This is a genomic window from Bacteroidota bacterium (genome assembly GCA_016718825.1).
GTDB lineage: Bacteria > Bacteroidota > Bacteroidia > J057 > JADKCL01 > JADKCL01.
Window position 1 is genome coordinate 35,112 of sequence record JADKCL010000016.1, and the last position, 22,584, is coordinate 57,695.

The 22,584-nt window shown below is 49.7% G+C and carries 15 protein-coding genes; 8 read left to right on the forward strand and 7 right to left on the reverse strand.

Translation table 11 applies throughout. The features are described from left to right. Positions 1–34 precede the first annotated feature (34 nt). A complete protein-coding gene (locus IPN95_18435; GenBank protein MBK9451345.1) occupies positions 35–2,125 on the reverse strand; it encodes a hypothetical protein in 2,091 nt (696 codons plus the stop codon). Between the two features lie 304 nt (positions 2,126–2,429). Then, positions 2,430–2,984, reverse strand: coding sequence for a UbiX family flavin prenyltransferase (locus tag IPN95_18440; GenBank protein MBK9451346.1), 555 nt, complete (start codon positions 2,982–2,984; stop codon positions 2,430–2,432). 343 nt (positions 2,985–3,327) lie between these two features. On the opposite strand from IPN95_18440, the gene IPN95_18445 reads away from it, so the two are divergent. Both IPN95_18445 and IPN95_18450 read left to right on the forward strand, forming a co-directional pair. Then, positions 3,328–5,418 carry a T9SS type A sorting domain-containing protein gene (locus IPN95_18445; GenBank protein MBK9451347.1) on the forward strand — a complete coding sequence of 697 codons (2,091 nt, stop codon included), beginning with the start codon at positions 3,328–3,330 and terminating at the stop codon, positions 5,416–5,418. 257 nt (positions 5,419–5,675) lie between these two features. Continuing rightward, positions 5,676–7,214 (forward strand): protein BatD, encoded by a 1,539-nt coding sequence (locus IPN95_18450; protein ID MBK9451348.1) that lies wholly within the window; start codon positions 5,676–5,678, stop codon positions 7,212–7,214. A 17-nt stretch (positions 7,215–7,231) separates the two neighbouring features. On the opposite strand, the gene IPN95_18455 is transcribed toward IPN95_18450, so the two are convergent. Then, positions 7,232–8,704 carry a hypothetical protein gene (locus tag IPN95_18455; GenBank protein ID MBK9451349.1) on the reverse strand — a complete coding sequence of 491 codons (1,473 nt, stop codon included), beginning with the start codon at positions 8,702–8,704 and terminating at the stop codon, positions 7,232–7,234. Positions 8,705–8,910: 206 nt separating this feature from the next. Here IPN95_18455 and IPN95_18460 point away from each other — a divergent pair, with 206 nt between their 5' ends. Then, positions 8,911–9,096: a hypothetical protein gene (locus IPN95_18460; protein ID MBK9451350.1), complete on the forward strand. Its 186-nt coding sequence runs from the start codon at positions 8,911–8,913 to the stop codon at positions 9,094–9,096. 6 nt (positions 9,097–9,102) lie between these two features. Here the strand turns inward: IPN95_18460 and IPN95_18465 are convergent, their stop codons facing one another. Then, positions 9,103–10,674, reverse strand: coding sequence for a hypothetical protein (locus IPN95_18465; protein ID MBK9451351.1), 1,572 nt, complete (start codon positions 10,672–10,674; stop codon positions 9,103–9,105). A gap of 28 nt (positions 10,675–10,702) precedes the next feature. Between IPN95_18465 and IPN95_18470 the strand changes: the two genes are divergently transcribed. Beyond that, positions 10,703–11,113, forward strand: a complete 411-nt coding sequence (locus tag IPN95_18470; GenBank protein MBK9451352.1) for a hypothetical protein — start codon at positions 10,703–10,705, stop codon at positions 11,111–11,113. 76 nt (positions 11,114–11,189) lie between these two features. Here IPN95_18470 and fahA read toward each other — a convergent pair whose 3' ends face one another. Beyond that, positions 11,190–12,464, reverse strand: coding sequence for a fumarylacetoacetase (gene fahA, locus IPN95_18475; GenBank protein ID MBK9451353.1), 1,275 nt, complete (start codon positions 12,462–12,464; stop codon positions 11,190–11,192). A 428-nt stretch (positions 12,465–12,892) separates the two neighbouring features. On the opposite strand from fahA, the gene IPN95_18480 reads away from it, so the two are divergent. Then, on the forward strand, positions 12,893–15,703 hold the full coding sequence (locus tag IPN95_18480) for an insulinase family protein (GenBank protein MBK9451354.1): 2,811 nt from the start codon (positions 12,893–12,895) through the stop codon (positions 15,701–15,703). 159 nt (positions 15,704–15,862) lie between these two features. Here IPN95_18480 and IPN95_18485 read toward each other — a convergent pair whose 3' ends face one another. Beyond that, complete coding sequence (locus IPN95_18485) at positions 15,863–16,828, reverse strand: rhomboid family intramembrane serine protease (protein ID MBK9451355.1); 966 nt, start codon at positions 16,826–16,828, stop codon at positions 15,863–15,865. Positions 16,829–16,956: 128 nt separating this feature from the next. Here IPN95_18485 and IPN95_18490 point away from each other — a divergent pair, with 128 nt between their 5' ends. From IPN95_18490 to IPN95_18500, 3 genes are all read left to right on the forward strand, one after another. Beyond that, positions 16,957–17,523, forward strand: a complete 567-nt coding sequence (locus tag IPN95_18490) for a DUF4494 domain-containing protein (GenBank protein MBK9451356.1) — start codon at positions 16,957–16,959, stop codon at positions 17,521–17,523. A 137-nt stretch (positions 17,524–17,660) separates the two neighbouring features. Further along, positions 17,661–19,220, forward strand: a complete 1,560-nt coding sequence (locus IPN95_18495) for a HAMP domain-containing histidine kinase (GenBank protein MBK9451357.1) — start codon at positions 17,661–17,663, stop codon at positions 19,218–19,220. Next, positions 19,217–19,915 carry a response regulator transcription factor gene (locus IPN95_18500; GenBank protein ID MBK9451358.1) on the forward strand — a complete coding sequence of 233 codons (699 nt, stop codon included), beginning with the start codon at positions 19,217–19,219 and terminating at the stop codon, positions 19,913–19,915. Before IPN95_18495 ends, IPN95_18500 begins: the two co-directional genes overlap by 4 nt. Positions 19,916–20,013: 98 nt before the next feature. On the opposite strand, the gene IPN95_18505 is transcribed toward IPN95_18500, so the two are convergent. Continuing rightward, positions 20,014–22,551 carry a M4 family metallopeptidase gene (locus tag IPN95_18505; protein ID MBK9451359.1) on the reverse strand — a complete coding sequence of 846 codons (2,538 nt, stop codon included), beginning with the start codon at positions 22,549–22,551 and terminating at the stop codon, positions 20,014–20,016. Positions 22,552–22,584: the final 33 nt, after the last annotated feature.

A 22,584-nucleotide genomic window follows, 5' to 3' on the forward strand; every position in this document is an offset into this window, starting at 1 on the left:
ATGGGATAAAATTTTGGTGCGGTTACCTTTATACTCAGGACCCGACATGGTACCTGAAGTCGCCGACCAAATAGAAATCGATGCCGTATGTGGTGTAGATCTTCACATGCTGATTGGCAGGTTGGGTATTCAGCCAAAAACGCATGATGGCTTTGGTTCCGCGTTGCTTGAGCATCGTGAACCTTGGCTGATCAAAGGCTGCGACCAATTCACCCTTCCCAGGATTGTCGACATAGCCATTGGCATTCACTTGACCGGCAGGAAGGAAGGCAGGACCTGTGTTAAACAAACTGTCAAACACGGCACCATTTTGATCCACAAAAAGCACCTGTACACGGGCGTCGAATGGGAATTGGTTGCTGCCGACAAGCTTGAGTTTGCCGTCTTCGACGCCTTTGGGCAAGGTGGTATTGCTCACATCAATATCAACCGTGTCTTGCAGCCAAAGGTTATTGGTGATGCCGTCGAGCGGAACTTCGATATCCAAATAGGCAGCGATTTTGCTTTGATCGGTAGCGAAATTATCCCGCAAAGCTGGATTTCCGTTTTTATTCACGAGAACGTCCATGTCAAAGCGAATCTCATCAGGCAAAAGGCTGATGAATGGACGGATATTGGAATTGCTTTGATTGAGGATGATCGGCGTAGAAATCGTTTGACCAACATTGGGTAAACGGGGGCCACGCACTTCGGTTGGGCTACTCATCAGCGTACCCGTAAGGCCAACGGTTTGGCCTGTGCGGTTGTTGATGGCATCCATTTGCCTCACAGTCAATTCTCCATCCACCCCAATGGAGTTGTCAATCGTCATCTTCACCTTTGGATTCCTGAGGTCAAGTGATCCTCCCAGAATCGAATTGAAGAAGCTGAAATTAATCGTGTCTTTGAAATTGAAGGTACTCTGTCCGAGATAACCTTCGATATAAGCAGGCACGATGCCTTCCAGACCATAGGTAACGTCGATCGAGTCAGAGAGATCCATCGTATTTTTCCGTCCCGAATACAGCAAATCACCGATCAAATGGTAGGGAAACAGATTGATCGAGTCTCCGTTCAAGGTCATGTCGATGTAATAATCGACCAGCTCAAAGTTAATGTTCGCAGTTGCGACACCTGACCCAAGGTCCGGCACCAATCGACCTTGAATGCTGACGGGCTGCCCATTTTTGATGGCCGTTGGCAAGCTATAAGTGAACTCGATCGTGTCTTGCAGTGTCGAAGTGGCTTGAAGGCGCACGAATCCAGTCTTGGACTTGATACGGGTAATTTCCACGCCATTGTCGAAGCGATAATTGATGCGGCTGTAGTCATCGAGCACGCGCTGCGCTGGGAAGACAGCCGTTGCGCGGGAGGCGGTGAGGTCTTTGACGATGATACGAAGGCGCAAATAGGCGTTGGTGTCCATGACGAAATTGCCTCCACCAGCGATGTCAATATCTTCCAGTTTGGCTGCCATGGCACTCTCCACGGTCTTTCCCGCGAGGTCCGCACTGTCACTAACAGTTTGTCCAGGCCCAATTGGACCGAGGGTCTTTCGCACGAGTGTGTCGGTGAGCAGACCAGCGTTGCGCAGGTGAAAGGTCACGCTTGTGATGTTCAGCGGCAATTGGTTTTCGATTTCCACAACCATCCAGCCAGTAAGCAAATCGGCTTCGTCAAAAAATGAAGATGCATCGATCGGAACATCGTCGCTGGACAAATTTGGAAGCGGTGGCATGAACAAAATGGTCTGCCCTTGCTGCGCATACAACGAACAGGCAATTGTTTGACCATCCTCGCAGAGTTGCCGCAAGATTTGGCCCATCGTGATATCCTGTGTGAGGGTATCCGTAGCCAATTTGATCGTGCTCAACGTGATCTTCGCTGAATAAGACGTATCCGGAACCACGAGGTAATCAGACAAAGCGAGCGAAACCAGCGTGTCCCGAAACACCACAGTGAGCGAATTGTCAGAATTGGTTTGCACAATCGTGGTGTCTTTGAGCGCGTCTTCAAGGCCGACCCTGGACTTCAACAGTGGTGCCACCAAATTTTGATCCCAATTCAAGCCATCTTTGACTTTGAATTTGCAGGATGAACCCAAAACGACGATCAGCAGGAGCAGCAGCAGTGAATTTCTTCGCATCATCATGAACTAAGCATTACCCTCAGGCAAACGTTTACTTGCCTCAAATGTAGTGAAATTTACTTGAATTTGGAAACGGCATTTGGCAAGACTTGTCAGTGTTTCGCTTCCGTTCACAAGACTACTTCAAATTCTGCGAATTGGCAGCATCTACATTTGCCAAAAATTACGTGTCCAAAGGAGTAATAAACCAACTATCCTCTTGAAGATGAGAAGGTTTAATCAGCATGAAAAATCTTGAATTTGTTCATTCCGAATCAGATGCCTGCCTTCTTATCACACCTCGCATCTTTGACTCAAGCTCCTATTCTCCCCATTGGTAACCGGCGTTTTCCAGTCCCATCAAATCAAGTGCACGCAAAACGACGGTATCGGCCAAGGCCTCAAAGGATGTCGGCTTGGAATAAAACGACGGTGCCGCTGGCAAGACAATCCCTCCTGCCTGGGTCACTTTCAGCATGTTTTCCAAATGAATGCTGCTCAAAGGCGTATCGCGCACCATGCAAATCAAACGACGGCGCTCTTTGAGGATCACGTCCGCAGCCCGGGTAGTGAGGTCGTCAGAGATCCCGTGGGCAATACGGCCGAGGGTGCCCATGCTGCACGGCACGATCAGCATGTTCATGTAACGGGCACTGCCAGAGGCAAATGGCGCAAAAAAATCACCGCGTTCGTAAATTTTAAATGGAATTTCAAACGGGATACCCAGTTCTTGCTCCCAGACCGTGGCGGCATTGCGGCTCAAAACGACCCCCACTTCGACATCATCGCGTTGCGAAAGATGAAAAAACGTGCGCTGTGCATAGATACTGCCACTTGCACCCGTCACTGCCACTACAATCTTGTGTTTTTTGCTCATTTCCCTTCGAATTGCAGGCTAAACCTACGGCTTTAACAGATTGTTTTGAAGTTGCTCAATTCCAAAGTATCGAGGCATTTTTTGCAGCCGATTTCCAATACTTCGATGTCGAGTTTACCAAGCTTAAGTAAACAGAGCAGCAATTTTAAACAAACGAAATGGTGAACTCAACATCGAAAAAAGGACTAAGAGCAGCGATTCTCCATTGAATAGAACCACCAAAGGGGAAAATAACATCCAATTTGCACGCATAAACTGCGTAACTGAAAAAGAAATTATCGCATGAAACTTTCACAAAAAATGGTTAACTAGTCTCTTAATCAATGTAATACCTGTTTTGCTTATGAAGAAAAAAACACTTTTTGCACTTCTCTTAGCTTGTTTTGCCCTTTCGGGACCTTCAATTTTTGCACAACAACCGACAAAGTACGTCGCCAAGCCGCAACAGATTGCAGCAAAAGCGACCTACAACCCATCCTTTAGAATGGAAAATGGGTCTGAGCAGCCGATCGTCACGAACAAATCGGCGATTCCACGGGCTAATTCTGCCAACGGGAGAACATCAACCATCAGCAATGCCGTGATGATTGGCTCATCCGGCAACGTCTTCACTTGTATGCGCGGTGAACAAAACCAAGTGGTCGCAGTGGACTCGCTGGACATGGTCGCCTTTGTACACCGCAGCAATCCGAGTGTGTTTGGAGGCAGCTCCGGGAATCTGCGTTATGACGTATCCATCGATGGTGGAGGAACATTCAGCAACGATATCGGCCCCATGAATCCGACGATGAGCTACGTTGCCCGCTACCCCAACATCAGCGTTTCCAACTATTTTGGAGGCACCAATCCCTTGAATGCCGAGTTTGTTTATGAGGCTTCTGCGCTCAATAGCGGAGCAAGTTCATTTGACGGGCATGTTTACGGAGTTTCGGCATTGTATACGTCCGGTTCGCCGACGACAACCGAGCACTACGCCTTCCAAGGTCAAGGTGCCATGCTTCCCGGCGGATTGACGCAAAGTGCGCGCGGCATTTATTGGGTGACCGATATTGAAGGCAACGGAACAGCCAACACCGGGGACATCTACGTGTATCGTGGTGAATATCAACCTTCATTGCACGATATCACTTTCGTGCGAACGGATACGATCGATGACAATTCCAACTTGTCCTTTAGCGGTGATCCACGACTTGTGGGATCCAATATTGCCTTTTCACCCGACGGAGAGATTGGTTGGGTTGCGTGGCTCGGAGACGTCGTCGGCGGGAATGACAGCGTCTTCTCTCCCATTTTTTCAAAAAGTACAGACTGCGGGGAAACTTGGAGTGCGGCCATGGAGGTCAACCTCGATGCGATTGCTTGGATCAAGGATTCACTTCAAACGCTTTGGGTGGATTCCTTGGGAAATCCAGCTTCTGATGGGAATGCAAGCTGCGCGTTTGACTATGACTTGACGGTCGATGCCGATGGAAATCCGCACATGGCGGTTGTCATTTGCACCGGAATCGATTATTCCGTCAGTTCTGGGCTTGCAAAATTCTTGGGCGACGTCACGACGCCTGATGGGGGCTCGACTTGGGAGGTAGACTATATCTCTCCCGTTTTAACGTTTCGCACGCCGGAGTTCGGTGCGAGTACTACCGTGACGATGGACAATCAGCCTCAAATCGCACGTGATGAAGGCGGATGCAACATTTTCTTTTCTTGGGCAGATTCTGATACAGCATTGGTCACGGGCAATCTCAACGGAATCGGATTCGGAGAAAGTGCCAATCTTGCACCCAACCTCCGCATTTCAGCCAAAAACATCGCTTCGGGAATGAAAACATACCCCAAGCTGGTGACCGACCTCGATTTGACTTGGGAAGGTGCTGCCTTGTTTCCGGCCCTTGCGCCGATCGTCCTGAACGATCCAACGGGTTGGAATCTCCCGATTGTCGTGGCCTCCATGGGGAGCAATGATCCAGTCAACCCCGCTACCTTTTATTATCTGGGGAACGACTGCCACATCGCCAATGGCAGCTGGTGCAGCCCCGCGTCGATGGAGTTGAGCTGGGGATATTTTGGAAATTCCGCGTTTGTATCGCCGTGCAGCAACCCGGCAGTCGCATTTTGCAACAATGCACCCCAAGGGCCCTGCGTACCCGTCGGCATCAGTCCGCAGGTTGCGAGCGGCGTGACTTTGCATGATGCCTTCCCCAATCCAACGGATGCAGCAACGGTGATCGGGGTAACTTTGACAGCCAATGCCGATGCGATCCTTACCCTCCATAACGGTCTCGGGCAGGAAGTTGCCACGATTGCCAAAGGCAACTTTGCAACTGGCGAACATCAATTCAGCCTGAATGCCAGCCAATTGGCTCCGGGAATCTACTTCTATCAATGGAGGACGGAGTCGGAATTGGTCAGCAAAAAGTTGATTGTCGCGCATTGATCCACCAACATTTTCAGAAATTGGAGGGGCTGGCAATTGTCAGCCCCTCTCCTTTTCATCACTTTTGGAATCAGCGCTTTCAAGCCAAATCAATTGCGGGCTTGGGCGGGTTAAAATTGCCCGTTAATAATTTTTAAGGCTTTGAAGGCCTGTTTTCGGTGGATAAATGCTGCTGAAGGCTCCATTCAAATTTGCGCCGAGGTCCGACTTGTCCTTAGATTTGCTGCAACATTCGTCCCGAAGTGGTAAAACGGAAAATGAAAAAGCTATTGCATGCCCGTGTAAAACTTGGATTGTCCGTCCTCACGGTGCTCCAATTTGCCTTGATGGGCAATTTGTTTGCACAACAGATCCAAATCGGTCCCAATTCAAAGGAAATCACAACCGACGACCAATTTGTTTTGTCGGTGACGATGAGCGGAATAGCCGGGGGATCGATACCGCAGGCGCGCTTTCCAGAAATCAAGGGCTTGCAGGCCGGCGGGACTTCCACTTCACAAAACTGGATCAACGGTGCCGCTTCCGTCACTTTTTCGAAGTCCTATTTTGCCCCCAATCCCGGCAAATTCACTGTTCCCGAGATGTCCTATGAATTCAACGGAAAGGTTGCAAAAAGCCCTGCTTTCACATTGAATGTCAAAAAGGGCTCCGGCAAAAAACAACAGGCCAATCAAGGATATCGGGATCCCTTTGCTGACTTTTTTAACGACCCGTTTTTCGGCGGTGGGCAACGCAAGCAGCCTGAAGACTTGAAATTCAAGTCCCTCTCAGCGGATTATTTCCTCAGCGTAAACCTCGACAAACGCAGTTGCTACATCGGTGAGCAGGTCCATGGCGATGTGATCCTCTACGTCAATGAAATGGATGCGCGCAAAATCAAGGTCGACGGAATGGCGATCATGGAAATGCAGCAGCGTATCAAAAACAATGGATTCTGGCAGGAAATCATTGAACTCAAGGAGATTCCAGCTGAGCGTGCACAGGTCAACGGCAAGAATTATATCGCCTACACGCTTTACAAGAACATTCTTTTCCCGATCAAAACAGGTAATATCGCATTCAAAGACATCTATTTGGATGGCATGAAACTCGCCGTGGCCACCAATGCAGACCCGATGTCGCGATTTATGGGACGCGATACCAAATTTGAGGCGATCAAAATCAAAGCGGCTGACCGTGAATTGATTGTAAATCCGCTGCCTGCTACGAACTTGCCGGATGCAAACATGGTAGGCAAATTCAAACTCGAAGCAGCCTTGAGCCATAAGGAAATCAAAACCGGCGAAAACCTTGAGCTTGAGATCAAAATTGCTGGCAATGGCAACATTGCGATGATGGCGGACCCGGTGGTCTCCTTCCCCGAAAGCTTTGAAGTTTACGACCCCTCGACGACGTACAACTCCAGAATCCAGGGAAATGGTTTGCTGGGAGACAAAAGCTGGAAATGGTCGATGTTGCCGACGCGTAGCGGAGACTTTGACCTCGGGCCTTTGCGCTTCTACTACTTCGATCCGGAAAAGGCTGCTTATGATTCGCTTGTCGTTCCAGAGCTGAAGGTCAAAGTAACTGGCGACGACATTGAAAACCAACGAATTGGAAAAAGTGGCACGGATGATTTTTACGTTTCCGCGTTTGGTGCAAGTTCGGCGGCGGTAACAAATGGAAACCGGGTCAGCATGATTGTTTTCGTCTCGGGAATGGTGCTCGTCATCGGGATGGTCACTACGGGGTTGATGCGCCGCCGCAAGGTGAGCAAGGTTCCGAAGCAGGAAAACGAGGATTTCTGGTCAAAATAGGGTCGTAATGCGAGGTTTCAGGTCATTTCCCTGAGCTTCTGCAGGATCGTGGACCAAAGCTGTTCGTAGGGAATGATCTCCAAGCTTGCCAGGTTGCCGGCCTCATAGTTAAACCTGCTCGATTTAAGGCTTTGGAAATACTGATCGGCGATTTTGGATGTCGCTTCGTATTCGAATCCTTTCTTTTCCATCAGCAGCATCATTTTGAGGAAGCAGTTGCTGCGGTAGTTTTCGTCGAGTTTCAGATAGCGTGAGCAATACACCTTGAGCGCCTCGGCGCGGGCGATGATCCCGTCAAAATCCCGCCGATCCAGCAAAAACAGGATTTGCAAGATGATGATGGCAATGTTGAGTCCCCGTTTGTCTTTGGAATAAGTAGGAACCTCGTTGAGGAACTTCATCAGTTTGAACTGCGATTCGGCTACGCCTCCAGCCTCGGCATCGATTCTGCCGTTGAGAATGTACCGAAGGAAAGCCTCAAAAATCCGCCACTTTTCCTTGCGCACATCATCAAGACTACTGAACCTCGGATGCTCGGTGACTTGTCTGAATACCTCCGCAGCCTGCGCGTAGTGGGCGGTGTGCATGCAGAGGAGGAAGAAGTGTTCTTGGAAAATCATCCAATTGAGCGATCCATCTCCAAAGAATTGCAGACCATTGTTGAAAGTTTTCAGTCCCGGCTCAAATGTTCCCAATTGAATATAGGCGGTCATGCGATAGAGGGCGATCTCACCGTACCTGATCTTCGCAGCAAGGTGTTTTCGCTTGCTGAGAAAGACCTCCGTTTGATCGCATGCCTCTAGGACCAGATCTGGATTCCCGCCAATTTGTCCAGCCATCACACGGAGGCGAAAAAGCACCAGTTCCAGCTTGAAAGAAGTATGCTTTCTCCTTTCCAACTCAATCTCTTCCACGAAGGCATTGGCAGTACTCGCCAATTCGGGCTGATTTGAGGAGCTTTTGCCGAATGGCAAAGTGATGATTTGATAGAATTCCTCTGCCTTACATTCTGCATGAAAAATTGCCTCCACCTCCCGAAAACGCTTTCGATAATGCTCGAAATCAGTTCTGTTTCCCGAAAATGCGGCCGAATATCGCAAACTTAGCAAGCAGCTAAGGGCTACATCATTCAATTCAAATTTCTCCGCCTGATGCAATGTGGTGATCAGCATTGATTCACCTGCCTTGCGTGCACCACTCTGCAGCAACGCCTTGGCTGCGACAAGGTTACGATTGCATTGCAAAATCGCCTGATCATACCTGCTCATCGTATTGTCCAAAAACAACAGCGTATTCAGCAAGCGATTTTTGACCCGCGACTTTAGCATCAAGTACTTCTTTTCAGAAGGCTCCACGCCAAAAAGTGCCATGGAGGCATCGGCATCAGTCTTGAAAGTCCCTTCCTTGATACCTTGGTATAGACGGTAGTAGAGATTTTTTCTATCTCGACCAGCAGTTTCATTGAAAACCTCGATCCGCCTTAGACGCATCCTTCCAACAACCCTGATTATTTCTTGCAACCTATCCATTGCCTATCCCAAAACTGGCCCCCCAAGTTATCCAAAAAACGAATCTAAACCTATCTAAACTTCCTTACAGTGTTACTTTTAGGCTTTAACCGTAACCTCAAAAAGTAGAATAACTTAGGAACATTGTGTCAAATAATTTCTTGGAAACACCTTAATTCACGTCAGTCATGAATCTTATTGTTGCGATTTTTATCTATCTCGGCCTCGCTACTTCAGCCGAAACTGTGATCACCGATCAAGACATCTTGATCCACCAAGAAGAAATCAATCGAGTCCAGAACGACCCTAGTTTCTATGAGTTTCTTGAAGACATTGGCGGTGTTGGCCAAATTGATATAGAGTCAGGAGTCTGATCTTCTTCATCTCCCCCCACCAAAAAAGTAATTGATCCGCGCTGTCGGATAGGGCCGAAACTCAACGGTAACTTGCTGCAAATCGAGTTCTTGTTGTGCGGCGCCAAAGATTTGATTGTTGGCCAGTACCTCGTACTTGTTTTTGTGAACTTGTACTTGCAGCCAACAACCGATGTCAATGGTACTCTGATTCTTGTGCCGGTATCCAATATTCAAAAGCGGTCCCGTTTGTAGGCTTACCTGACGAAGGCTAATGGCCTTCAAGAGGTTATCAAAGCCTACCATATTGGTTCTGAACCGCTTGGTCTGGTCAAAATGTTTGTATCCAGCCTCGGCATACCAACTGGTTTTCCGTGATTTTCCATCAAAAGTATAGCGGTACTTGTTGTCGATGGTCAAAATGCGGTTGGTATCGAGCGTGGTTTCGGTGAATTTTTCCCAGTTCAGGTAGCTCTGATGCGTTTCCTTTCGCCTGAAGTTGGCCTCGACTTGTAGCCGCCTGCTTGGCCGCCACATTCCCTTCAAATTGGTTTCCAGATTACGGGTTGAGCGATCCGTCTTGTTGTAATCCACGAAGTCCTTCACGTTGTAGGTCACGTAAATGGATTGTTGCCCTTCAAGTCTCAGCGTCTTGTGAAGGTCCCAAGCAAAATCAAAATCCATTCTCAATGATCGCTGAATGTAATTGTCCTGGCTCTTTTCCTTGAGCAAGAAGGCGTAATGGCGATAATTCCCCTGCAATTGAAAGGCAGTTTGAAAGGTTTTGTTCCAGCCTGTTTTCCATTTCCCTGCGGCTACCCAACTCAGTTCGTCACGGTCGTCAAAATTGGTTTCACTGGGTGTGTCATACTGCAAATATTGATTGGTTGTCTTCAATTCCAGAGAATGGCGTCGCAGCGGCAACAAGATATCAAATTCAACCTTCTGGAAATTTTTGGTGAAGTCCTTTTGCTTTTCGCGCTCGACCTGTACTTCAAAATCGCTTTCGTTCATCCCTAAATTGTTTTGAAGGAGGTAGCCCCGGCTGGAATATTGAAATTCATAGCTCCCGCTGGCGCGCAGGGCGCTCGTAACCCACGAAAGCCGCTGCATCGTTCCCAACTCCACACCCTGGAAAGTCAAGTTGTTCTCCTCCGGCGTGGGAAAAACAAGATTCTGAAAAACAAACCGACGTCGATGCAGCAGCATGTTGTTGCTGGATTGCCATTCCAATCCGGGTGCAAATTCGTAGCGCAATTCAAAATGTGGCATCAAGGTATCGCTCTGAATGCGCTTCACCGAATTTCCTTGATAATCATCAAGTTCGTGCGTGCTCGCATGCACCCCTGCCGAGAGTGTGACGCCTTCCTCAAATCGTTTTGTCCATTCATGATCGACGACGACATTGTACTGCCTTCTTGGAGAAATTTGTTTATACCTGGCTATCAACTGTGTGCGCATCGTCAGTTGATCCTTCCATTCATGGGAAGATGTCACGAATAGCGCAGGTGAAATTCCTTGATCCAATTGTACCGTTGGCTCGGTTCGCCCCAAAATCGCGGTGCGCGTATCCCAGGTATAACCTACGAGTGGTGTCACGTGCAAAAACGACCAAGGTTTGTACCGAATGCCACCATACACGCTGATTTTTTCGTTTTTGATTGTTCACATACTGATCCGTTTCGATCCAAGAAGCGACGTCCAACCGTTTTTTCAGCTGGAAATATTGCCAGAGATCGGTATGGAAATACATCTGAACAAATCGGCCTTCGTCTCGCGAACTGTTGTAGATGTTGCTGTGATTCAGTTTAAAATCCAGCGAATAGCGGCCCTTTTGAAACGCATACCGCGCATCCAACATCGTAGAAAAGGTAAAATCGTTTTGTCGGTCAAACGAAAGCCGCATCATAGACCGTTCATCCTGAGCCAACAAGAGCCCCGGCAACCACGTCAGCAAGAACAGAAATGTGATGCGCCTCCCCACAACCACAAGTTAGGTAGAAATTTGGAGTTCGCGGTTGGCACTTGTGGCTTTTGACACCCGGGATTGTCACGGAAGCTCAAAGCTCCACCCCACCGTTTTAGCCTCGCTGAACTTCGATGCTTGTGGCTAATTAATTAGCAGGCAAGACCTTCCCTGTGACTTCGCCGAATCCGATGCGGAGTCCGTCTTTTTCGCAATGGCCGCGCATGATGATGGTATCGCCGTCCTGAATGAATTTGCGTTGGTTGCCATCGTGCAGCGCAATCGGGTTGGCGCCGCGCCAAGTGAGTTCGAGCATGGAGCCATAGCTGTCAGGCGTCGGACCTGAAATTGTCCCCGAAGCGCAAATATCCCCGGGCTGCATGTTGCAACCATTGATCGTATGGTGTGCGAGCTGCTGTCGCATGTTCCAATACATGTATTTGTAGTTGGACTGGCTGATGGTTTCTGCACTGCCACCTTCGGGTTGCAACAATACCTCCAAGGCGATGTCAAAATTGGCAGCGCCATTGTTTTCTAGATAGGGCAATGGCTTAGGATCTTGCTCAGGACCAGCAACTCGGAAGGGTTCGAGCGCATCCATCGTTACCACCCAAGGTGACAACGAACTTGCGAAGTTTTTACCCAAAAACGGTCCGAGCGGCACATATTCCCAAGCTTGAATATCGCGGGCGCTCCAATCGTTGAATAGCATCATCCCAAAAATATGATCCTCAGCCTGTTCCACGGAGATGGACGAACCGAGTTCATTCCCGACTCCCACGACAAAGGCCATTTCCAATTCGAAGTCAAGCAATTTGCTCGGTCCAAAAACGGGCACCGTAGCGTCCAGAGGCAACATCTGCCCTTTGGGTCTGCGTATCTCTGTCCCTGAAATGACGATGGAGGAGGCGCGGCCATGGTATCCGATCGGGATATGTTTCCAATTGGGCATCAAGGCATTGTCTTTTCCGCGGAACATGATGCCTACGTTGGTGGCATGCTCGATGCTGCTGTAGAAATCGGTGTAGTCGTGGGTAAAAAAAGGCAAACACATCGTGGCTTTCGCCTGCGGCACCAGCGCCAGTTTCCGGAGCACTTCGTTGTCCTGTACATCCAGACATTGAATGTCAAATAGATCGGCGATGCGTTCACGGAGGCTGCGCGTGGCAGCGCGTCCGAGTGAAGCAAAGCGATTTAATGTCGTGTCATTCAGGATCTCCAAGTCAAATCCACGATTTCCGAGCAAACCCGATTCGGCCATGACATAGACGTCGATGATCATCTCGCCGAGCGCGATTCCGATCCGGGGTTTAGGATTGTCGGCCGTCTTGAAAATGCCAAATGGCAGGTTCTGAATCGGAAAATCGCTGCCTTCTGGCACAGCCACCCAAGTTTTGCGGGCGGGATCGTTGGATTCGAGCATCATTGAAACGTCCTTTTAGATTGCCGCAAATGTAGGATGTAAACGGATTGGGTAAGCGAAAACGGTTTGGAGAAGGCGCAGGTTGTGGATAAATTTGAAGCAACCACGCGCCGGAGCCCGTGGAGATACAAAGGCGTTCAAGCTATTTTTGCATCAGAAGTTAGGAAGCGAAGCATGAAGATTCACAAGATCATTCTCAAGGACTACCAGCAATTCAAGGATCCCCCCTACCCCCCCCCCCCCCTTCCTCCTATGCCCCCCCCCCCCAACCCCCCCCCCCCCCCCCCCCCCCCCCCCCCCCCCCCTTCCCAAAGTAGACCAATTCCCAACCGGCATCGCAGATCCGCAACCCAAGCCGTTAATACATGTCCTTTCTCCAACCCGCTAAATCAGTCTCAAGATTCATGAATCCAAATTCAAATTTACGCATGAAGACACCCGCAAAGCTGCGGCAGCTGCTCCTTTTGCTGCTGCTCGTGATCACGGTCACACCCCTTGCCCCGGCCCAATCGGCAACGAAGTTGCCCTTTGACCCGGATGTGCGCACCGGCAAGTTGCCCAACGGCATGACCTATTACATTCGCAAGAATGCCGAACCCGCCAACCGTGCCGAATTCCGGCTCGCGGTCAACGCTGGCTCCGTTCTCGAAAACGATGCGCAGCAAGGTCTCGCCCACTTTTGCGAGCACATGGCTTTCAACGGCACCGCGCATTTCAAAAAAAGTGAATTGGTCGATGCACTTGAAGGCATGGGCGTGAAATTCGGGCCGCACTTGAACGCCTACACGTCCTTTGACGAGACGGTGTACATGCTGCAAGTGCCGACCGACAAACAGGAATTAACGGACAAGGCGCTGCTCGTGCTCGAAGATTGGGCACAAGCATTGAGCTTTGACAACACGGAAATCGACAAGGAGCGCGGCGTGGTGCTCGAGGAATGGCGTTTGCGCAGTGGGGCCATGACCCGCATCATCCAGGAAACGATGCCGGTGATTACCAACGGTTCGCAGTATGCAAAACGCTTGCCGATCGGGTTGCCTGATGTCCTCAAAAACTTCAAATACGACGTCCTGAAGGACTTTTACAAGAAATGGTACCGCCCCGACCTGATGGCGGTGATCGCTGTCGGCGACTTTGACCTCGACAAAATGACCGAGCAGATCAAAACCAGATTCGGAGCTGTGCCTGCAAAACCCAATGCCGGCGAACGCCCGCTGTTCCCTGTTCCCGACCATGAAGACACAAAAATCAAGGTGGTCAACGATCCCGAATCGCAATTCACCTTGTTGCAGATCATGTTCAAGCACGACAATGTCCCTTATCAGACCGATGCCGATTTCCGCAACGACTTGGTATCGCAGTTGGGTGCTGCGATGCTCACCGGCCGATTGGACGAGTTGAAGCAAACGGGGCAACTTTCGACCTTGTTCAACATCGTCTATGATGGTGGCATCCAAGGAATTCGTGCAAAAAGCGCCATGAACATCATGGGAATCCTCAATGCCGAAGGTGCCAAAAAAGGAACCGAAATCATCCTTACGGAGATCGAGCGTGCGCGTCGCCATGGCTTCATTTCAACGGAATTTGAACGTCAAAAGGCCAAAATGGTCAAGGATGCCGAAAACCAATTCAACGAGCGCCAAAAGACCCCAAGCGACCAACTCGCCATGCAGTATGTCGATTGTTTCCTCGAAGCTGAGCCGACAGTCGGACCGGCTAAGAACCTCGATTTGATCAAATCCTTTCTTCCAGGAATCACTTTGGACGAGGTGAATGCCAAATTCAAATCCTTGTTGCAACAACGCAATGCCGTTGTTGTGCTCGCCGGAGCGGAAAAGGAAGGCGCAAAATTCCCTACCGAAGCTGAAATCCAAGCAAAGATCACGGCGTTGAGTTCGGAGAATGTCGAAGCCTACAAAGAATTGGTGGATGACCGTCCGCTGATTCCAACACAACCCGTTGCCGGAAAAGTGGCCTCGGAAACAAAGGATGCCAAATGGGGCATTACCGAATGGAAGTTGAGCAATGGCGCCAAAGTGATCCTGAAGCCGACCAAATTCAAAGACGACGAATTGATCATGGAGGCATTCAGCTTGGGTGGAACTTCGAAATTCAGCGATGCAGACTACAACAAAAGCTGGGCTTGCGCGCAATTGATCGGCCAAAGCGGTGTGGGACAATTCAAGGAATCGGTGTTGCAAAAGAAGCTCGCCGACAAGTCGGTGCAGATCTTCCCTTATGTCAACGACTATGAGGAGGGCATTTCTGCGTACTCGTCGGTCAAAGATGCCGAAACGATGCTGCAATTGTTTTACCTCTACTTCACCGCACCACGTCAAGACAGCGAAGCATTTGCAGCGTTCAAGGAGACCATGAAAGGCATGGTGGGTTTCAGCAATGGTCCTGAAGGTCAATTCCGTGACTCGGTTGCTGTGACCATGGCGCAGCATCACCTTCGCCGTCGCCCGCTCACAGAAGCGCGTGTGAACGCCCTCGATCTCCAAAAGAGCGTGATGAACTACAAGGATCGCTTCCTGGAGGCGAGCGATTTCACGTTTGTGCTCGTCGGCAACTTTGATCCCGAACAGATCAAACCTTGGGTGGAGAAGTACATCGGAGGCTTGCCCGGCATGAACCGCAAGGAAAAGTACAAGGATCTCGGCATCGAGGCCCCTGCCGGCATCACCAAAAAAGTGGTGAAGGCTGGAACCGATCCCAAAAGCATGGTCAGCATCAGCATTCCCGGCCCGCTGGAATATTCCGAGCAAAACATTTACGAGATGAATGCGATGCTGTCGGTGTTGCGCATCATGCTGCGCGAGAACATGCGCGAGGAAAAAGGCGGCGTCTATGGCGTAGGTGCCAACGCACGCGCTGCAAGTTATCCGCGTCAGGGCTACCGTGTCGACATCAACTTTGGATGTGCCCCTGAGCGCGTCGACGAATTGATCGGTGCCGTCTGGACCGAAGTCAAGAAGCTGAAAGCGGAAGGCGCGAGCGAAAAGAACCTGCAAAAGGTGCAGGAAATCGACCGCCGTTCACGTGAAACCGACTTGCAAAACAATGAATGGTGGCAGCAAACCATTCGGCACATGCAACTCGACGGCATCCCGATGTCCGATCTCGACAAGTACAACAGCTGGGTCGATGGCCTCACCGGCGCCAAAATCGCCGAGTTGGCAAAGAAATACCTGAATGAGGAACACTATATACAAGTAGTGTTGTATCCGGAGAAGTAAGCATGGCTAATTAGCGAAGGGGGATTAGTAAAAGGGCGCTCAAACAATGCGGTCGCCCACAAAATGCGAGAGGGGGCGCTCACACAATGCGGTGTGAGCGCCCCCTTTCGCTATGTCAACCCCGCCTGTACTGCTTCCTCCAACTGAAACTAAAACTCCTCAGTCCCTTGGGGCTCTGCCCCCACTGAGGTTGTCGGATTTCCCAAGATAGGCTGCCAATTCGTCGAGGCGCGCCCGTTCGGTCATCGTGAGCCCATGGATGCCCTTCTTGGCAACCTTGTCGAGCAAGGCATCCATTTCCGCTTGAAGTTTGGCTTTCATGTTGATTTCCAAGCCGTCTTGTTTCACTCTTTTTTCGGTGGGTTGGTTGCGCGAGTCGACGCGGGTCGTTGGTTTCTTTCTTTTTTTACTGAATCCCCAATTGATGTTTTTGAGAACTGCCATCGGATTTACACCCAATGAGGGGTTGTGATAAAACAAATATATCAGAAGCAAAGTGGGTAGAACAAGCGATGTGAAGAGCAACCAATGCTCGATTGCTATGCTCGGAAAGAAAATGCCACAGATCAGCAACCCAACAAGGGCACCTCCCAAATGCGCGTCATGGCCAATATTCCCAATACCAGTGCGAATCCCAAAAAGCGAAAAAAGCACAAAGAGTACACCATAAAGCCAGAAAGGCATTGGTATGATCAGGAAGAGTAGAATATACTGGTAGGGCATCAGCAAAACCAAGGCAAAAACCACCCCAGATATGGCTCCTGATGCTCCCACAGCCGTGTAATCGGGATGGTTCCGGTGCATCATGAGAGAAAGAATGTCACCACCAAGCATGGACCCAAAATAGATCAATACGTAAATAAGAGATCCAATAGGTCCATATTTATGGGCGAAAATTTGCTCCAACACACTGCCTAAGTAATAAAGGGTGAGCAGGTTCATTACAATATGTGTCAAGCTCACATGAAGGAATCCGCTAGAGATCACGCGGTAATACTCCTTGCGAATCAGAATCTTCTCGACCCAAAACATGTACTTTTCCATCCAACCGGCGCGCTGGAATCCGAAGTAGGAGAATATCACATTCGCTACCATCAAAATCACTGTAATCGGATATTCTCTCATGTTGCAATGCCTGGTTTCAAGTCCAAATCTCAAACATCCCACCCAAAAAATCAAATTGTGCAAAACTCAATTTCTATGGAATCCCACATCGAACTTATCTTTGCCCTCCTCATTAAATTCTTTGGACAATGTCAGAGTGGTTCCATACTAAAGTGAAATTTCTGCGTCAGATGGACAATGGTCTCATCAAGCAGATTACCGAGCAGTACCTCGTGGATGCCATGAGCTTCACGGAGACGGAGGCGCGGGTGATGAAAGAAGTCGGCGAAGGCATGCGTGAAGTGACGATGATGAGTGTCGCACGCAGTCCGATCAAAGAGGTGGTTTTCTATGGAGACACGGACCTGTGGTTCAAGACCAAGGTCACCTACAGCCTGATGGACGAGGAAACCGAAAAGGAAAAGAAAATCACGACCTACTTCCTCGTCAATGCCAATGACGTGAAGGAGGCCTACGAACGTACGGAAGAGCACCTGAAGGAGATGCTTGTACCTTTCCAGATTCCGAAAATCGAGGAAAGTCCGATCATCGACGTGTATCAATACGAGAAGCCGGTCGGCCCAGGATTGCGCAAAGCAACGGCTGAAGAATCCGCCGCTGCACGCGAGGAGGAAATCTCCGTTCCAAAAATCAAGCCAAGAGAAGTCCCCTTCGAAAGCTCGTTTGAGGTCCCCAAATCGGAAGAAGAGGAATAACAACGTTTTTGTGTGATGAGAAATGAGAAATGTTGCCAAGGTGCATTTCTCATTTCTCATTTCTAATTCCTAGCCCCCCGTTAAAAATACTTAAGCCTTTCCTACCACTGGGCTGGTTTCCCGTACTTTGCTGGGAAATGAAAAAAGCCCACATCCGGATTTTGGTGGTTGTGATGTCCGTTGCGCTTTTGGCGCTTCTGGCGGTGCAATGGTTTTGGGTGCAGAATGCAGTTGCGCTTCGCGAGAAACAATTCCGCTACAAAGTCAGGTCGGCGATGGAGGCGGTGGTCGAGCGCTTACAGGAACGTGAAATTTCCATGGCACTCAATAGCAGCAATCTCATTGGGCTGCCGATTTTCCATTTCCCTCCGCGCGAGCCGATTTGTTGTCCTACGCCACACAAACCCAGAACATTATCCGAAGGATTGCTGAAACTGACGACGGACTCCATGCCCACGCATTTTATGCAGCAGGAAGTGAGTACAGGGAGGATGGTGAATGGGAAATGGGTTGAGCAAAAGTCTGTACAAACTACCGTAAGTCAAGGCGATACGCAGGTTGTCGTCAAGCATGGCCTCAGCGATCGTGAAGGACACGAATACATCAACAATGTGATCCACAGACTACTTCAAGGTGGCTTGCCCATCCACCAACGGTTGGAGCCCTCCGTGGTCGACAGCTTGTTGAAGGAAGAGTTGCTCCGCCGCGAAATCGAGGATCCTTTCGTTTACAACATCACGCAGCAAGGGCTGCTGTCAAGCTTCCTTCAACCGCTCGAACCCAGCTCCGCGATCGACAATGAGCAAGAATTTTTCCGTGTTCAGCTGTTTCCGCATGACATCCGACCATCGGAGCATTTTCTCGAATTGCAGTTCCCCAATCGTCAAGGCACGACTTTGCGCGCCATGGGCCTGGTTTTGCCGACATCCGGTGTGTTGGTGGTCATCGTCATGGGTTGTTTCGGGATAGCGCTGATTGCTTTCAGACGGCAGCAAAAACTGTCAGATCTCAAAACCGACTTCATCAACAACATGACCCACGAACTCAAGACACCGATTTCGACCATTTCCTTGGCTTTGGAAGTCTTGAGTGATCCGCAAATGCAGACCAAGGAACGTATTGGGCTCTATACCAAGGTCATCGGACAGGAAAATGACCGGCTCAAAACCCAGGTCGACCGTGTATTGCAAGCAGCGGCCATGGAACGCGGCGAGCTCAAGCTCGATTTGGTGCAAGTCGACTTGGATCAGTTGATCCAAGAGCAAATTGAACGCATCCGGTTGCATGTCGAGAACCGAGGCGGCACGATCCATTATCGATCTGAAGCCACGAACATGGGCATTCAAGCGGATGAAGTGCATTTGGGAGGCGTCATTTTTAACCTTCTGGACAATGCCAATAAGTATTCGCCAGAGAAACCGCAGATTTCCGTCAGGGCCTACAACGTGCTGGGGGGAATCGAAATCGAGGTCCAAGACTTGGGAATTGGCATCAGTTCGGATTCCCAACGCAAGGTTTTTGATAAATTCTACCGTGTTCCCACGGGTAACGTCCATGATGTCAAGGGCTTCGGAATCGGCTTGAGCTATGCCCTGTCGATGGCCAAAGCCCACGGCGGAGACATTCGCTTGCGGAGCGAAGTCGGCCGCGGTTCTACATTCACCCTCTTCCTCCCACAAAAAACAGCGATTGCATGACCCTTCCCCGCCTTTTGCTCGTCGAAGACGATCCCAACCTCGGAGAAATCCTTGCCGAGTTCCTTACTGTGAAAGGAAACGAAGTGACGCGCGCCACCGACGGTGAGGCCGGCCTGCAAGCATGGAAAAACGGAAAATTCGACCTCTGCATTCTCGATGTGATGCTTCCCAAAAAGGACGGATTTGATCTGGCAAGGGACATTCGCAAGGTCGATCAGCAAATTCCCATTCTCTTTCTCACAGCCAAAAACATGCTCGAGGCAAAGGCGGAAGGGTTTGGACTTGGGGGCGACGACTACCTTACCAAGCCTTTCAGCGTCGAGGAATTATTACTGCGAATCAAAGCACTTTTGCGCCGCTCCTCCCCTACCCATACGACCACGGTGACTTCTGAAAAAGAAACCTTTAAGCTCGGAAACTTCGAGTTTGACTTCACCTACCGGGAACTCAAAATCGGGAAGGAAGTCAAGCGAATTACGAGCCGGGAAGCCGACCTTTTGCGTTTGCTTTGCCTTCATCAGAATCAGATCTTGAAGCGGGAAGATGCCCTCAAGCAGATTTGGGGCGACGACAGCTATTTCAATGCAAGGAGCATGGACGTATTTATCACGAAGCTCCGCAAATACCTGAAGGACGATCCCAAAATCGAAATCATGAACGTTCACGGGACGGGCTACAAATTGCTCGTCGGTTAAGATTCTATCCGCGATTTTGTGATCGCGCCCTTGACCAAAGGGATTAAAAATGAGAAACCCTCCGCGAGGGAGGGCTTCCTGTACAAAAGTTGAATGCCTTATTGTACTACGATTCTTTTGACAATCTGCGCATTCCCTGAGCGAAGCTGCAAGCTGTACACGCCTGCCGACAAGGTCGAGAGGTCCAAAGATGCCTGCCAAACACCATTGTGGCGGCTCATTTCTTTGCGCAGGGACCTACCCAATCCATCAAAAACAATCCATTCGCTCTCTTCTGCGGCTCCCCGTACCCACCTGATTTCCAGATTCCCATGCGTCGGGTTTGGATACACTTGACAGGCTGATTCCTGCATCTCATCGGTTCCAACGGAGAGGCAATTCCATGAGGCCAAAAAGCCTTCACGCACGTTGGCACCATTGGTGCTTTCTCTCAAGGTCAAGGCGCCATTGGAACTTGTGATCACCGGAGGCAGTGTTGTGCCGGCATAGATTCCGATGACCGGGCTGTTGACAGAGGGGCCGTCATAGATGGTTACACGATCTCCTGCTGCAAAATTGAACACGGAGAACGTCAATTGCACCTGATTCAACCCACCCGGCTGGATGCGCACAACCCCATTCGAATTGTTCAAGTAATCATCACTTCCGCCGGAATCAAACAGGTTCCCCTCACAGGCTGTCAACAACAAGGAGTCTGAACCAACAGGCATGTTGACGTTGCAGGGCTGATTCAGATCAATGTGAATGCGGTTGGGATAAACCAACGTATCCTTGCTGCCATTGCAACCAAAGGCGATCAAGGTCACATCATAGTCTCCGACAAAAGTGTAGGTATGCGTCGGATTCTCCAAAGTGCTTGTGGATCCATCCCCGAAATTCCAGAGGTAGCTCAATGCAGATGTACTTTGGTTGGTAAATCTAACTGGTGCCGAAACTTCGCAAAGATTCGAGTCTTGGGTATAGAAGTCGGCAACAAGCGTTCCAGTATAGGCGGAACCTACACCCACTGCATGCCAGGCATTCATCGTGGAAATCATTGCAGGCGAACATTCCCCGAAAAGGTCGATGGCAGATTGGATGGAATAAAACCTTGCATCGGCATAGCCGTCATTCGGAGAAAGATAAACGCTCAAATTGCGGTAGGCGATTGCCGCTGCCGAATCAATGCCGATTCCAGCCACGGAATAATTGTCCCCATTGTCATTGGTTCCGGAGCCACCTTCGCTGAGGAGGTAGTACCAAAAGTTTTGCACGCCACTGTTGGTATGCACACCTCCGTTGTCCCAACCGCCGGTTGCCCAAAAAGAGCCCAGATAGGTGTCAGGGTTCATATACTGACTTGGATTGGCCATGCTTCTGAAAGCTCCGATGTCATCGCCGATGCGCCAGCTGGCATTGGTGGGCCTTGCCCAGAACTCGATGGTATTTCCGAAAATGTCGCTAAAAGACTCGTTCAATGCACCAGATTCATACTGATAGACCAAACCAGCGGTAAACTGGGTCACACCGTGGGCAAATTCATGGCCGCAGACGTCCAATCCCTGGAATGGATTGTTGTTTCCCCCTCCATCTCCATAGGTCATGAAGGTTCCATTCCAGAAAGCGTTGGAGTAGCTGTTGTCAAAGTGAACGAAGCTGATGAGCTTGCTCGCAGCATCATCGTAGCTGTCACGACCATGAAACTGCATAAAATAATCATAGGTCATTTCCGCGCCCCAATGCGCATCGATGGCTGAATTGTCAAATGCCTGCGCAAAAACATCCCAGACATTGTTGCTGTCAACAAAATCCGTGGCCATGTTGTAGTCGGTACCATTGTTCATGTTGAATGTTTCCACCCCCAAAGCCCTTCCGCTTTCACGCAAGCGAAAAGTCGTGGGATCCACGCTGTCGGTAACGATGGGCTGAATGCCGCTGTAACGGGAATGTCCGATTCCGTTTGCATCCGCGGTATGGAGACGTTCGTTGCGAAAAAGAATTTCCCCGGTTTCAGCGTCCACGTAGATATCTGCTCTGAAAAGTGGTTCGACTGCGTAAATATCCAATTTCCAAGCCAAACGATACTTTGAGGCTTGGTCCGATCCTGTTTTTACATACCACAGTTCACCTTTTGGACGCCATGAGGCATCTGCCCTTCCGTAAATACGCTGATAAAACTGCTCTTGTCCGGGCATTTCCCAAATCAATTTTTGGGCGCCTGTTTTGTGAATGGCCGTGGTGAGCGCGTCTTCGGAACTGAGCACAGTTTTCCCTGACTTGGCTTCAGCGGCAAAGCAGCCGCTGATCGATACGACATTCTCACCTTGGCAATGGACTTTGACGATTGCCCCAAACACCGGAATACCCTGATGCAGCTGCTGAAAGGAATGGTGGGTCATCCCCAAAGCATCCGTTTCTACCTTCAATGCTTCAAAGGTATCCTTGTCTGTCATCGAAAATGTTTTCCTGAAAAGTTCAGGTAACTGCGAAACCAATGGTTTTTGGGATCCGTCAAACTTGACAAAGTTGGCGATGCCGTTTTTGTCGCTTCTCAGGACGGTCCCGGAAGAACTTGTTTGTCGCTGTTGCGCTTGAAGCGGCAACAACACACAAATTCCAGCGGCAGCAATAATAAACTGTCGAATGCTTCTTATCATAACGTTTGCAACACTGATTTTCTCAAACACCTA

Excerpts from the sequence above, each read along its gene's own strand:
- IPN95_18435 (MBK9451345.1), bottom strand. The coding sequence starts at position 2,125 with ATGCGAAGAAATTCACTGCTGCTGCTCCTGCTGATCGTCGTTTTGGGT.
- IPN95_18440 (MBK9451346.1), bottom strand. The coding sequence starts at position 2,984 with ATGAGCAAAAAACACAAGATTGTAGTGGCAGTGACGGGTGCAAGTGGC.
- IPN95_18445 (MBK9451347.1), top strand. The coding sequence starts at position 3,328 with ATGAAGAAAAAAACACTTTTTGCACTTCTCTTAGCTTGTTTTGCCCTT.
- IPN95_18450 (MBK9451348.1), top strand. The coding sequence starts at position 5,676 with ATGAAAAAGCTATTGCATGCCCGTGTAAAACTTGGATTGTCCGTCCTC.
- IPN95_18455 (MBK9451349.1), bottom strand. The coding sequence starts at position 8,704 with ATGCGTCTAAGGCGGATCGAGGTTTTCAATGAAACTGCTGGTCGAGAT.
- IPN95_18460 (MBK9451350.1), top strand. The coding sequence starts at position 8,911 with ATGAATCTTATTGTTGCGATTTTTATCTATCTCGGCCTCGCTACTTCA.
- IPN95_18470 (MBK9451352.1), top strand. The coding sequence starts at position 10,703 with ATGCCACCATACACGCTGATTTTTTCGTTTTTGATTGTTCACATACTG.
- fahA (MBK9451353.1), bottom strand. The coding sequence starts at position 12,464 with ATGCTCGAATCCAACGATCCCGCCCGCAAAACTTGGGTGGCTGTGCCA.
- IPN95_18480 (MBK9451354.1), top strand. The coding sequence starts at position 12,893 with ATGAAGACACCCGCAAAGCTGCGGCAGCTGCTCCTTTTGCTGCTGCTC.
- IPN95_18485 (MBK9451355.1), bottom strand. The coding sequence starts at position 16,828 with ATGAGAGAATATCCGATTACAGTGATTTTGATGGTAGCGAATGTGATA.
- IPN95_18490 (MBK9451356.1), top strand. The coding sequence starts at position 16,957 with ATGTCAGAGTGGTTCCATACTAAAGTGAAATTTCTGCGTCAGATGGAC.
- IPN95_18495 (MBK9451357.1), top strand. The coding sequence starts at position 17,661 with ATGAAAAAAGCCCACATCCGGATTTTGGTGGTTGTGATGTCCGTTGCG.
- IPN95_18500 (MBK9451358.1), top strand. The coding sequence starts at position 19,217 with ATGACCCTTCCCCGCCTTTTGCTCGTCGAAGACGATCCCAACCTCGGA.
- IPN95_18505 (MBK9451359.1), bottom strand. The coding sequence starts at position 22,551 with ATGATAAGAAGCATTCGACAGTTTATTATTGCTGCCGCTGGAATTTGT.